Origin of the sequence: Nocardia huaxiensis, assembly GCF_013744875.1 — a bacterium.
GTDB classification, from domain to species: domain Bacteria; phylum Actinomycetota; class Actinomycetes; order Mycobacteriales; family Mycobacteriaceae; genus Nocardia; species Nocardia huaxiensis.
In genome coordinates, this window is record NZ_CP059399.1 from 5,712,547 (window position 1) to 5,725,378 (window position 12,832).

Below are 12,832 nucleotides of genomic sequence, written 5' to 3' on the forward strand. Positions count from 1 at the left end.
CCACTCCCGGAAGCGACCCACCAGTCTGGTGAACAGCGGGCGACCGGTGCGGCGGTAACGTGGACAGTTGGTCCGCCTTTCGTTTGCCGACCGGTAACCCTCGTGTGAAACAACGGACGCTGAATCGATGGGCAGTTTTCTGGAGGTGGGTAGGACGTGATGTCGCAGCCGCAGGCCGACACAGCGGTGGGACAGCACCCGATGCTGCGGGCGGCCTGTGCGCCGCCCGCGCGCACGCTGGTCGACATTCTGGCTGCCACGGCCACCACCCACCCCGACGCACCCGCCATCGACGACGGCGAGGTGGTGCTCAGTTACCGGGAGCTGCTGGCGGAGATCGGCATCGAGGTCGCGCGGCTGGGCGCGGCGGGCGTGCGCGCGGGCGACCGGGTCGGCGTGCGCATGCCCTCGGGCACGCGGGCGCTGTACGTGACCATTCTGGCGGTGCTGCACGCGGGAGCCGCGTACGTTCCGGTCGACGCCGATGACCCGGATGAGCGGGCGCGCTTGGTGTTCGGGGAAGCACGGGTCAGCGCGATCGTGACCGGTGAGGGTATCCGCGCGGTTGGCCCGGACCTCGAAAACGGTACCGCGAACAGCGAGGCCGGTACTCCGAGTAGCACATCCGGCACCGCGGGTGGCGAACGTGACAGTTCGAGTCACGAATCCGGCTCGCCGAGCGTCGAATCCGCTGCACCGCAGGTCACTACGGCCGCACCCACGCCCGCCGACGATGCGTGGATCATCTTCACCTCCGGCTCGACGGGGACGCCGAAAGGTGTTGCGGTGACCCACCGCAACGCCGCCGCCTTCGTCGACGCCGAGGCGCGGCTGTTCCTGCAGGGCGAGCCGATCGGCCCCGGGGATCGGGTGCTGGCGGGGCTGTCGGTGGCCTTCGACGCCTCGTGCGAGGAGATGTGGCTGGCGTGGCGGCACGGGGCCTGTCTGGTGCCCGCGCCACGTGCGCTGGTGCGGACCGGCGCGGATCTGGGTCCGTGGCTGGTGCGGCGGGAGATCTCCATTGTCTCCACCGTGCCCACGCTCGCCGCGACCTGGCCCGCCGAGGCCCTCGATTCGGTGCGGCTGCTCATCTTCGGCGGTGAGGCGGTGCCGCCGGAGCTCGCCGAACGTCTTGCGGGCGGGGCGGATTCCGAACGCGAGGTGTGGAATACGTACGGGCCCACCGAGGCCACGGTGGTGGCGTGTGCGGCGCTGCTGGACGGGTCGTTCCCGGTGCGCATCGGCCTGCCCCTGGACGGCTGGGATCTGACGGTCGTGGATGCCGCCGGAAATCCGGTGGGCGAGGGCGAATCCGGGGAGCTGGTGATCGGTGGCGTCGGGCTGGCGCGGTATCTGGATCCGGCCAAGGATGCCGAGAAGTACGCGCCACTGCCGTCGCTGGGATGGGAACGGGCCTATCGCAGTGGCGATCTGGTGCGCAACGACAGTGCGGGGCTGGTGTTCCTGGGTCGCGCCGACGATCAGATCAAACTCGGCGGACGGCGGATCGAGCTCGGCGAGATCGACAATGCGCTGCAGCATCTGCCCGGCGTGACGGGTGCGGCCGCCGCCATCCGAAGCACCAAGGCGGGCAACAAGATCCTCGTCGGCTACCTCACCGGACCGGACGCCGACTACGACCTCGCCAAGGCGAGAGCCATTCTCGGTGAGGAACTTCCGGCTCCGCTGGTGCCCCGGCTGGCGGTGGTCGCCGAACTGCCGACCCGCACCTCCGGCAAGGTCGATCGCGACGCCCTGCCCTGGCCGCTGCCAAAGGCCGCCGTCGCGGAGGCCGAAACCGGTCTCAGCGACACCGAGCAATGGGTTGCCGGACTGTGGGATTCGATTCTCGGCGCGGAAGTCGACGATCCGAAGGCGGACTTCTTCGATCAGGGTGGCGGCTCCCTGGCCGCCGCACAGCTGGTGACCGCACTGCGGGAACGCAATCCGCGTATCACCGTCGCCGACCTCTACGATCATCCGCGGCTCGGAGCCCTGGCCGCTCTCATCGATGCCAGCGCGCCCACCGTCGCGGTGGAGGAACGCGTCGTGCGGCCGGTTCCCTTCGGCGCGCAGCTGTTCCAGGTGCTGGCCACCGTCCCGCTGACCACACTCACCGGCCTGCAGTGGCTGACCTGGCTGGCGATCGTCGGCAATATCGCGGCCTGGTCGGGGTCGCTGCCGTGGCTGCCGCACCTGTCGTGGTGGTGGGCGTTCATCGCCTTCCTGCTGTTCATTTCGCCGCCGGGCCGCATGGCATTGTGCGTGCTGGGTTCCCGGCTGCTGTTGCGCGGCATCGAGCCCGGCAGCTATCCGCGCGGCGGGCAGGCGCATCTGCGGCTGTGGGCGGCGGTGCGGCTGTCGGAGGCCAGCGGTGCCGAAAACCTCTCCGGCGCACCATGGATGGTGCCGTTCGCGCGGGCGCTGGGCGCACGCATCGGCAAGGGCGTCGACCTGCACACGCTGCCGCCGGTGACCGGCATGCTCGTGCTCGGCGACGGCTGCAGCGTCGAACCCGAAGTGGATCTGTCCGGGTACTGGATCGACGGCGATCTGGTGCACATCGGCCCGATCAGCATCGGTCCGGGCGCGGTGGTCGGTGCGCGCTCGATCCTGCTGCCCGGCACCAGAATCGGCAAGAACGCCGAGATCGCACCCGGTTCGGCGGTGTCCGGCAAGGTCAAGGCCGAGCAGGAGTGGGCGGGCTCGCCCGCGGTGAAAGTCGGTAGGGCGCAACATCGCTGGCCCGATCACACGCCGGCGCGGGCCTCGCACTGGGTGGCGATCTTCGGCATCACCTCGATGGTGCTGGCGGCCGTGCCGATTCTCGGTCTGGGCGCCGGGGGCGCGTTCATCGCCTGGTGGATTCGCGACACCGCCACGCTCGGTGCGGGATTCGGCCGGGCCTTCGCCATCCTGCCCGTCGCCATGCTGTTGAGCCTGGGCGTGTACGCCGTCCTTACGGTGCTCGCCGTGCGGCTGTTCAGCATCGGTCTCACCGAGGGGTATCACCCGGTGCGCAGCCGCGCCGGGTGGCAGGCGTGGGCCACCGAACGACTGCTCGATTCGGCCCGCACCTTCCTGTTCCCGCTCTACGCCAGCCTTTTGACGCCGATCTGGCTGCGGCTGCTGGGCGCGAAGGTCGGCAAGCATGTCGAGGCGTCGACCGTGCTGCTGCTGCCTAAGTTCACCACCGTCGCCGACGGCGCGTTCCTGGCCGACGACACCATGATCGCCAGTTACGAACTCGGCGGCGGATGGCTGCGCATCGGCGAGGCCAAGGTCGGTAAACGCGCGTTCCTCGGCAATTCGGGGATGACGGCGCCGGGGCGGCGCGTACCCAAGAACGGGCTGGTGGCGGTGCTGTCGGCCGCGCCGTCGAAGGCCAAGGCGGGCTCGTCGTGGCTGGGCAGTCCGCCGGTGCGGCTGCGGCGGGCCGCCGAAACCGGGGACACCACACGGACATTCGATCCGCCGCTGCGGCTGCGGATCGCCCGCGGCATTGTCGAGACCTGCCGTCTGCTGCCGGTGCTGGTGACCTTCGCCATCGGTCTCGGTGTGCTGTTCGCGCTGGCCTGGCTGGCCCGCACGCTCGGGCATCTGCCCACCGCGCTGCTCAGCGGTCTGGTGCTGATGGGCGCGGGCGCACTCGCGGGCGCGTCGTCCGTGCTGGCGAAATGGCTGCTGGTGGGGCGCATCGGCGCCGAGGAGCATCCGCTGTGGAGCTCGTTCGTCTGGCGCAACGAGGTGGCCGACACCTTCGTCGAACATGTTGCGGCGCCGTGGTTCGCGCGCGCCGCCACCGGCACGCCCGTGTTGAACATCTGGCTGCGCGGGCTCGGCGCGAAGATCGGCCGCGGGGTATGGTGCGAATCCTATTGGCTGCCGGAGGCCGACCTGGTGACCCTCGGCGACGGCGCGACCGTGGAACGGGGGTGTGTGGTGCAGACGCATCTCTTCCACGACCGCATCATGGCCATGGACACCGTAACCCTCCGCGCCGGAGCGACTCTCGGCCCGCACTGCGTGGCCCTGCCCGCCTCCAGCCTCGGCGTCGGTTCGACCGTCGGCCCGGCCTCGCTTGTCATGCGCGGTGATTCGGTGCCGCCGTCCACCCGCTGGTGGGGTAACCCCATCGCGCCCTGGCCGGCCGATAAGGAGGGAACCCGCTGATGGTCAACCCCTTCGCCGACGATCCCATCGATGATTACCTGCCGCAGAACGGAAATCGCGGCTACCGGGTCTCCCGCTACGACCTGGAGCTCGAATACAAGGTGTCGAGCAATCGCCTGGCGGGGCGCGCGGAGATCACCGCGGTCGCGCTCGGCACGCGGGATCGCATCGCGCTCGATCTGTCGCAGGCGCTCGGGGTGTCCAAGGTTTTCGTCAATGGCGCGAAGGCCGCCAAATACCTGCACCAGCGCGGGAAGTTGGTGATCACGCCGCAGCAGAAGATCCCCGCGGGCGGTGCGCTGATCGTCGCCGTCCATTACGCGGGTGTCCCCAAACCGGTCCGCGGCCCCTGGGGTGAGGTCGGCTGGGAAGAGCTCACCGAGGGTGCACTGGTGGCCAGCCAGCCCAATGGCGCGGCCTCCTGGTTCCCCTGCGACGACCATCCCAGTTCCAAAGCGGCCTACCGCATTTCGATCACCACCGACTCCCCCTTCCACGCCCTGGCCAATGGCACCCTCATCCGCAAGGTCACCAAGGCGTCCCAGACCACCTGGGTCTACGACCAGCCCGACCCCATGTCCACCTACCTGGCCACCATCCAGATCGGCCCCTACCGCAAGCATCGTCTGGACACCGCGCGCGGTCAGGTTCCCATGCACGCCGTCCTCCCGAACCGCCTGCGCGCGAACTTCGACCACGATTTCGCGCGTCAGCCCGACATGATGGCGCTGTTCACCGAGAAGTTCGGCCCCTACCCCTTCGACGCCTACACCGTCGTGGTCACCGGCGACGACCTCGAGATCCCCATCGAAGCCCAGGGCATCTCCACCTTCGGCGCGAATCACTGTGACGGCCATCGCGGTTCCGAACGCCTGGTAGCCCACGAGCTGGCGCACCAGTGGTTCGGCAACAGCCTCACCATCCGGCACTGGCGCGACATCTGGCTGCACGAGGGTTTCGCCTGCTACGCCGAATGGCTCTGGTCCGAAGCCTCCGGCGGCCATTCCGCCGACGAGCAGGCCCGCGCGGCCCATCACAACCTCGCACGCCTCCCGCAGGATCTGGTCCTCGCGGACCCCGGCCCCACCCTGATGTTCGATGACCGCCTCTACAAGCGCGGCGCGCTGACCCTGCACGCCCTGCGCCGAACCCTGGGCGACGAAGCGTTCTTCAACCTCCTGCGCGCCTGGACCACCCGCTACCGCCACGCCTCCGTCACCACCGACGAATTCCTGGACCTGGCGAGCCACTACACCTCGTCCTCGCTGAACGAGCTCTGGGGCACGTGGCTCTACAGCAAACCTCTCCCCGCACTTCCCCCGCCGAATTGACCCGCACCGCAGACGATCTTCCCCGACAATTGGCGCATGGACGAGTGCGAGATCGTCGTGTTCGACTTGGACGGCACCCTGGTGCGCGGTGACAGTTTCTCGAGATTCCTCACCGAACTATTCCTCCGCCGCCCCCTCCACAGCCTCCTGGCCTCGATCCCCGCCCTCCCCCTGTCCCTGTTCCCGCGCTGGCGCCGACCCGCGGCGAACCTCTGGCTGCGCGCGGCAACCACCGGCTTGACCGAGGCCCGATACCAACAGCTGGTCGAGTCCTATGTCCGCCGCCGCTACTCCCCCACCCCCGGCCGCCCCATCCACGCCGCCCTGACCCGATTACACGCCCACCAAACCGCCGGGCACACCGTAATCGTGGTAACCGGCAGCGAGGAACGCCTCGCCCGAGAAATCTGCCGTTCGCTGGGTCTGGAAGGTATCGAAGTAGTAGGCACAACCCTCGTACCCCACCGCGGCGCAATGGAATTGGGCATCCACTGCTACGGCCCGGCCAAACTCCAACGCCTCCGCGAAAAGGGCTTCTCCGGCCCGATCTCCTGCGTCTACACCGACAGCTCCGTAGACCTCCCCCTCCTGACCGCAGCCACCCAGCGCTTCCTGGTCGAGCCCGCCACCACCCACCGCAAACGCATCCACGCCACCCTCGGCCACTGCGCCATCCTCGAATAGCGGTGGCCGAACCCCGGAGCTACATCCCCAGGGCTTCCCGGCATGCCGCGATGAACGGGGCGATGCCCAGTGGCGCCGCCTCTTTCGCGCTCGCCGCGTTACCGGTCTGACTGACGTAGGCCGCGCACCCACCGGCCTTCTGGACCTCAGGACCGATCTCCGCCGCGTTGGCGGTGAGCCACTCCACGTACGCGCCGTAGGTCATGGTGACAGCGCCGTTGCCGGAGTTCAGGATCACCGTATCCGGGGCGTACTCCCGCGCCTCCGCGGTTCCAGCACCGGCGACTGCGGCGAGAGCGATGAACGCCCCAGCGATGGCCGACTTCTTGCAGTTGCTTCCCAGCGCGCCGAACGCAGAACGAATACGCATGACTGTGAGACCCCTCCGATTTCCGCATCGATGACACTGGCATCGACACCAGCCGCTCCCCTCGGCGCGACGAGTCCAAAGCTAACAGACCCCTGCGACACAAAGATTCGGGCGCCTACAGCGGGATTCCGGCGGCGGTGAGGATCGCTGCCATGGTTTCCGGCGGGAGGTTTGGATTGCGGGATGCTTCGGCCGCGACCGCGGTGTCGTCGTCGAGGAGCTCGAGGACACGGTGCCGGTCCAGTCGTGGGTCGGCGGCGGTGCTTCGGCGGACGCGGGGGTCGGGGTCGCGGCTGAGGTGGTCGATGAGTTCGGCGGGGGCGGTGGGGTCGTCGGCGACCAGGCTTCTGTCCTCGGGTTCGTCGCTGGAAGCCAGGGCACCGAGGCGGTGGGTCGGGAAGTTCTTGTGCTTCAGCAGATCCCAGCGGGTGATCACCATCGCTTCGAAGAAGGTGCGCCACAGCAGGTCCACGGGGGCGTCGGGATGGTTCTCGCAGAGCAGCAGGCGGACGGCGAAGTCCACGTCGGAGGCCAGATGATCCACCAGTTCGCCGGGAAGCCTGGGATTGCAGGCGATGCTGCGTCGCAGCCCGACATGGTCGGATTCGGCGGCCCAGCGCATCTGCGCGGTGTCCTCGGTCGTGGCCGCCCAGAGTGCGGGCATGATGCGATCACCGGGAAGGACCTGGTAGTCGATGGCTCGACGCGTCCGGTCGGGCAGACCGTAGCGCATCGAGACAGCCAGCCGGACAGCGGGATGCGAGTCGCGGGCGAGCTCCTCGACCATCTCCAGCGGCAGGTGCGGATTCTCGGCCAGCTGGTACAGAAATGCGAAGCCGCGGTGGCGCAGTGCCGCCAGGGTGTCCGGCTGGAAGTGTGCGTTTGCCAGCGCTTTCCGCCACAGATAGGCGAGCTCGTCGGGTGCGTCCGCAATAGCGGGGAGCAGCGCGGGCCGTGTTTCCCACCCGCGTGCGGCGGCCACAGCGCGCACATGCGGATCGGAATCCGCGAGCAGACGGTCCACGACAGCCATTGTGGGACTTGGCCATCGAGCCAGTGCCGCCGAACGAACCTGCGGATCTTCGTCCTCGGCCAGCGTCGCGAACACCGCGTCAGGGAGCGGGTCGACGCGCTGCCGGAAAGGGTGCGGACCATCGGCCAAACGGCGACGCACACGAATGTCGGGATCATTGGCCAGCCGTGCACGCTGCACACCGGACGCAAAGCAACTCGCTGCCAACAACTCCCGGATTTCGGGCGCGGGATCGGTGGCCAGCGCGTCGTACACGACCTGGGCAACCCCAGCCCGATCCAGGTATATGAACGCCACCCTCGGAGCCGACCGTAGAATCGCCAACTGCACAACCGACGGCGCCGCCGAATTCCCCGCTACACCGCGCACTTTCGCATCCACGCCATCGACAGTGCCACAGCGACAGCCGGATTCGCTCGTGCCGATTGCAGACCGGCGAAACCGCTAGCAATGGGCGGGTGGGGCCATGAGGGTTGAGTTGCGGCCCGAGATGAACCAGGTGGCTGGGCCCAGGAGCGGGAAGGCCAGGATCAGCAGGACCCAGATTGCCTTGCCGCCGGCCATATAGGCCCCGGTAGAGATGGCGGGGCGGCGGGCACATCATTCATTCGCTCATTGTTTGCCACATGGGTAAGCCTCTTGATCTACGTCGAAAGGACTGCGGCTGCCGGTGGTTCGGCTCGGCCGGGCATGCGCGATACGTTCTAGAGTTTCGGTTATGGCTTTCTCGGCGGTGTCGGCGTTGGATCCGTCCGCTTGTGACAATGTGGCGCACTCCTACGACGCACGGGACCCTCGGGTGACATTGCGCGCGTCGGAGGGTTCTCGAACAGCGGGTGGGGCTTTGTTATGCGAAGTCGAGAACGCGAATGACATTCTCGCCCTTTATGACCGGGGACTACCGTCGCGCCTGCCCTGAACCGGTGACCGGGTGATGGGATACGGTCGGTGGCGTGTTGTTCGCCTACTCGATGCTGATCGCGCCGGTGGTGGGCTGGTTGTTTGCGGCGGAGACGTTTCGGGGGCGGGTGGCCGGGGCGGCGGTGCTGGGTGTGCTGGCTTCGGGGCAGTGGGTGCTGGCGCGGGGGCTGCTCGGGCCGACGTTCCAGTTCACCGGGATCGCGATCCTGACCGTGTGCGTCATGGTGGTGCTGGTGGCCGCACCGATCGCGGAGACGGGTCTGCGGGGAGAACGGGTGCCGGTCGCTGGAATCGCGAAGGCGCGCGTAGCCGTCGGCTACGCGGTCGGCGGCCTGTATTGCGTTGTGAGTGGGTGCGCACTCCTTTTCGGGAGCACCCTGCTGTTGATCGGGGGGCGATGGTCGTGGGTTCCGGCCGCTGACGCGATCGGCTCGCTGCCCGAGGGACTGTATGTGCGCGAGACTGTGGATCTGGGCTGCACCGGCCGATCGTCCAACAGCAGCTGTGATCGCAAGTTCGTCATCGCCGGTACCAGCGGAACGCCCGAGGAGATCGCCGCGCGGGTTCAGCAGCATCTCTCGGAAACCGCCGGGTGGGCATTCACGCCCAAGAACACGCCCGGTGGGAAGACCAGCACGTGGAAGGGCGCCTGCCGGATCGAGGGCTGGGTGCTCGATCGGCATGAATCCTGCTCGTGGGTGGCCATCGAGGAGGACGGCACAGTGACGGTCCACCTCAGCTACGTCGACGATTGGTGACCCTCGTCTAATTGGGTGGCGAAGGGCGGGAGGGGTCATTAGAGTGGTCGCCGCGACGCGGGGAAGTTCCTGGATCTATAGCTGGGGACGGAGTTGAGTTCCCTAGCGTCGTCCAAACTTCAGGCGGTCAGGCCGCCAGTGCGCGCAGATATCGACGCCGGTAGAACTGTTGCGCGACCAGCAGAGCGGGGAAGGCCGTGCGCCAAGGACCGCTCGGGGCGGGGCGGGTGAGGGACCGCAAGGTCAGATAGACCGTGCCGTCGGGGGTTGTGTGGACGATGAAAGCCTCCTCGCCCGAGACCGGGTGGCCGGGTTGGGTGCCGTAGGCGAATCCGCGCCGGTGGGGCAGATCCACGACCTGGACCACCAGCACGGGTTCCCGCACGGTGAGCGGGCCGAAGGCCGCTGATATCACGTACTGGCCGCCTGCGGCCACGCGATCGGACGCACCGTCACCTGGCTGCACACGGAATCCGCTGCGGCGCTTGATCTCCCACCGCAGCACCTGCTGGGACACGGCCTCCCAGAACTCGGCGCCCCGGCCGATCACGATTGTTCGCTCGAACCGCCGGAATCCCGGAAGCTGGTCGTTCCAGTCCGGGTCTTCCGGGCGGGTCGCACCGGCCGGGCTGTAGGTGAGTGTGGAGGTCACCGTCGAATTCTCGCGTACGGGCAGCCGAGCCGTGGATCAGAGGCGGCGGAAACGGGCCAGCCAGGCGGCGACGTCGACGCGGCCGTCGTGGACTTCGAGGTTGGCGGCCTCTTCGGCGACGACTTCGGTGACGCGGCCCCGGTAGCGAGTGGGCGTCAATTCCTCCAATTCCCAGCCCTCGGTGAAGGATTCGCGGATGAGAGCGTCGCTGATGCGGGGGCCGATGCCGGGCTCGCGATCGGAGAGGGCCAGCAGGTGGAGCGTCCCGCCGGGCCTGAGAATGGCGTGCAGGCTCCGGACGTAGGCGGCGCGGGATTCGGCGTCGTCGCCGAAGACATGGAACAGGGCGCTGTCGAGGACGGTGTCGAAGCCTTCGGGATAGCCCGACAGTGCCGGGGACTGCGACAGGTTGAGGGCGTCGGCAACATCGAACTTGGCCTGCGGGACGCCGTGAGCGGCGGCATTGGCGCGAGCCTGGGCGATGGCGCTGGGCGCGTGGTCGATGCCGTGGACGGTGTAGCCCAGGCGGGTGAGCAGGATGGTGTGTTCGCCCGCCCCGCAGCCGGGGTCGAGGATGGTGCCGTGCAGTCGGCCGGACCGTTCCAGCTCGACGATGGCGGGCTGCGGTTCGCCGATCACCCAGGGGGCGGTGTCGTTGTCGTAGACGGTGTTCCAGAATTCTGCGGGTCGGGTCATGTCTCCAGGGTGGCCCCTCAACCTTGGTTCAGGTCAAGGATCTTCGGCGCGTGGAACGGAAGAGTGTGTCGCGCGCGGCCCAGGCTGCGGCGGCCAGCACCACCGTGTAGATGAGGATGAATTCGTTCATGAGTACGGGGGCGATGGTCCACCAGGGCGGGTAGAGGAAAAGGCCGATGGAGACCCAGTTCTCGTCCCATTTGTAGGGCCAGGCCGCGGTGGCGAGGTAGAGCGCCGCGAAGGCGACCCACCAGCGCGGGCGCGATTGCGCCAGGTGCACGAGGTGAACGAGCAGCGGAACGAACCACACCCAGTGGTGACTCCAGGAGAACGGCGACACCGCGCAGGCGGTGAGCCCGGCGAGGGCGATGGCGAGCAGGCGATCACCCCGGCGTTCCAGGGCCGCGACGACCAGCAGGCTCACGGCCGCAACGGTTCCCGCGACGAGCACCCACAGCCAGATCGGCGCGGTCCCCTCGCTCAGGTGGGCGAGGGTGCCGCGCAACGACTGATTCGACGGATGGGTGTCGGGTGCGATGCGATCGGACCGCAGGAAGGTCGACAGCCAGTACTGCCGGGAGTCCGAGGGCAGGATGGCCCATGCCACGGCTATGGTGGCGGCGAAGGTCAGCGCTGCCGTGACGGCGGTACGCCACTGCCGCAGCACCAGGTACTGCACGATGAAATACCCTGGCACCAGCTTGATTCCGGCCGCCAGCCCGGTGCCGACCCCACGCAGGCGGCTCCCCTCCCCGCGCGAGAAGTCCCACAGCACAAGGACCATCAGCATCAGGTTGATCTGCCCGTAGTACAGGGTCGTGCGCACCGGTTCCAGGAACACGCACGTAAGCGCAAGCAGCACACTGCTTCCCGCCAGCCACCGGTCGGCGCGGTAGCCGAGGATCTTCCAGCACAGCATGATCGCGGTGAACAGCACGATCATGTTCAATGCCAGCCACAGCGGGCTCAGGTACGTCCACGGCACCAGCGCGGCCGGCAGGAACGCGAGCGCCGAGAACGGCGTGTAGGTGTACAGCAGGCCGCGCAGGGTGGGCGTCGTGTACAGCGGTTCGCCGCGCACGACGCGTTCCGCGCCGTCGCGGTAGATGTGCGCGTCCAGCCCGCCGACCAGGATCCCTGACTTGTCCAGCCACGGATCCACCGTCGTGAACAGCAGGACCACCGCCAGCCCCGCCATCAGTGTGAGCGCGAAAAGCGTTGGCCGAGAGCGTGACATCTCCAACGTTCGCGCAACCACCACAAATGGTTACGTTACGTAACGAATTTGGCAACGCAGTTATCCGACGACTGTGATGTGGAGTACACCCGGTTACAACCTGGTCTGATCCATCGCTTCCACCGGGGCCTGCGCCCGCGACAACCGGATCGCTGCGACAACCATCACGCCGACGGCGACCAGCACGACCACCGTGCCGACCGGGCCACTGCGCAGCCGCTCGTCCAGCACGGTCACTCCGAGGAAGGCCGCCCCCAGCGGTTCGGCGACCGTGAACGCGGGCAGTGACGCCGACAGCGGCCCCGCCTGATAGCCGCGCTGCTGCAGGTACAGTCCGAGCCCGCCCGTGACGACCAGGGTGTAGGTTTGCCAGCTGCCGACTGCGGCGCCGGCCCCGTGCTCGAACAGCTGCGTCACATGCGAGGTGAGCGCCGCCGAGATACCGAACAGCAGCCCGGCGGATGCCCCGAGCAACAGCGCCCGCACCGCCGGCTCCCGCGCGGTCAGCGCGACGACCACGGCCACGGCGACAACTCCGAGCAACAGTCCCAGCGGCCCAGCCCATTCCCGCCACGGCGCGTCCGACTCCCCCGCCGTCGGATCCCCGACGATGAGGAACACCGCGAGCGCCACCGACAACGCCACCGCCTGGGCCCACATGCGCGCGGTCACCGCCCGCCCGCCGTATCGCGCGGCCAAGGGCAGCGCGAACACCAGCGCGCTCACCAGAATCGGCTGCACCACCAACACCGACCCCAGGGCCAGCGCCGCCACCTGAAACGCGAATCCTCCAGCGTCCCCGATGATTCCGGCCCACCAGCGCGGATCGCGCACCAGCCCGGCGAGCAGCGCCTCCCCCTCCGGCACCGCCGCCGCGGCCCGCTGCTGCGCCACCGCGGCCACCGCGAACAGTACGGCGGCGACGAAGGCGCACACGACGGCCGCCACGGGAAGATCGGGCATTCGACCAGTCTGCC

11 protein-coding genes are annotated in these 12,832 nt (G+C 68.4%); 4 read left to right on the top strand and 7 right to left on the bottom strand.

What is annotated here, in order from left to right; all coding sequences use genetic code 11:
• Positions 1 to 159: 159 nt before the first annotated feature.
• The 3 genes from H0264_RS25755 to H0264_RS25765 are packed head-to-tail and all read left to right on the top strand — an operon-like array spanning position 160 to position 6,188.
• Positions 160 to 4,173 (top strand): Pls/PosA family non-ribosomal peptide synthetase, encoded by a 4,014-nt coding sequence (locus H0264_RS25755; RefSeq protein ID WP_181579927.1) that lies wholly within the window; start codon positions 160 to 162, stop codon positions 4,171 to 4,173.
• Complete coding sequence (locus H0264_RS25760) at positions 4,173 to 5,504, top strand: M1 family metallopeptidase (protein ID WP_181579928.1); 1,332 nt, start codon at positions 4,173 to 4,175, stop codon at positions 5,502 to 5,504. The genes H0264_RS25755 and H0264_RS25760 overlap by 1 nt, the downstream gene beginning before the upstream one ends.
• Positions 5,505 to 5,540: 36 nt before the next feature.
• Positions 5,541 to 6,188, top strand: coding sequence for an HAD-IB family phosphatase (locus tag H0264_RS25765; RefSeq protein ID WP_181579929.1), 648 nt, complete (start codon positions 5,541 to 5,543; stop codon positions 6,186 to 6,188).
• A gap of 19 nt (positions 6,189 to 6,207) precedes the next feature.
• Here the strand turns inward: H0264_RS25765 and H0264_RS25770 are convergent, their stop codons facing one another.
• The 3 genes from H0264_RS25770 to H0264_RS39370 form a co-directional block, all read right to left on the bottom strand.
• Positions 6,208 to 6,558 (bottom strand): hypothetical protein, encoded by a 351-nt coding sequence (locus tag H0264_RS25770; RefSeq protein WP_181579930.1) that lies wholly within the window; start codon positions 6,556 to 6,558, stop codon positions 6,208 to 6,210.
• 115 nt (positions 6,559 to 6,673) lie between these two features.
• Entirely contained in the window at positions 6,674 to 7,888 is a 1,215-nt protein-coding gene (locus H0264_RS25775) for an LRV domain-containing protein (RefSeq protein ID WP_181579931.1), read from the bottom strand.
• Between the two features lie 147 nt (positions 7,889 to 8,035).
• The gene (locus H0264_RS39370) at positions 8,036 to 8,155 is read right to left on the bottom strand and encodes a PLD nuclease N-terminal domain-containing protein (RefSeq protein ID WP_181579932.1); all 120 of its coding nucleotides are present in this window, start codon (positions 8,153 to 8,155) and stop codon (positions 8,036 to 8,038) included.
• Positions 8,156 to 8,544: 389 nt separating this feature from the next.
• Here H0264_RS39370 and H0264_RS25785 point away from each other — a divergent pair, with 389 nt between their 5' ends.
• Entirely contained in the window at positions 8,545 to 9,270 is a 726-nt protein-coding gene (locus tag H0264_RS25785; RefSeq protein ID WP_181579933.1) for a hypothetical protein, read from the top strand.
• Positions 9,271 to 9,397: 127 nt separating this feature from the next.
• Here the strand turns inward: H0264_RS25785 and H0264_RS25790 are convergent, their stop codons facing one another.
• The 4 genes from H0264_RS25790 to H0264_RS25805 all read right to left on the bottom strand — a co-directional run bounded on the left by H0264_RS25790 (position 9,398) and on the right by H0264_RS25805 (position 12,818).
• A complete protein-coding gene (locus H0264_RS25790) occupies positions 9,398 to 9,922 on the bottom strand; it encodes a DUF1990 family protein (RefSeq protein ID WP_181579934.1) in 525 nt (174 codons plus the stop codon).
• A gap of 36 nt (positions 9,923 to 9,958) precedes the next feature.
• A complete protein-coding gene (locus H0264_RS25795) occupies positions 9,959 to 10,618 on the bottom strand; it encodes a class I SAM-dependent methyltransferase (protein WP_181579935.1) in 660 nt (219 codons plus the stop codon).
• A 28-nt stretch (positions 10,619 to 10,646) separates the two neighbouring features.
• A complete protein-coding gene (locus tag H0264_RS25800; RefSeq protein ID WP_244975947.1) occupies positions 10,647 to 11,816 on the bottom strand; it encodes a glycosyltransferase 87 family protein in 1,170 nt (389 codons plus the stop codon).
• Between the two features lie 132 nt (positions 11,817 to 11,948).
• Positions 11,949 to 12,818, bottom strand: a complete 870-nt coding sequence (locus tag H0264_RS25805; protein WP_181579936.1) for a DMT family transporter — start codon at positions 12,816 to 12,818, stop codon at positions 11,949 to 11,951.
• Between the last annotated feature and the right edge of the window lie 14 nt (positions 12,819 to 12,832).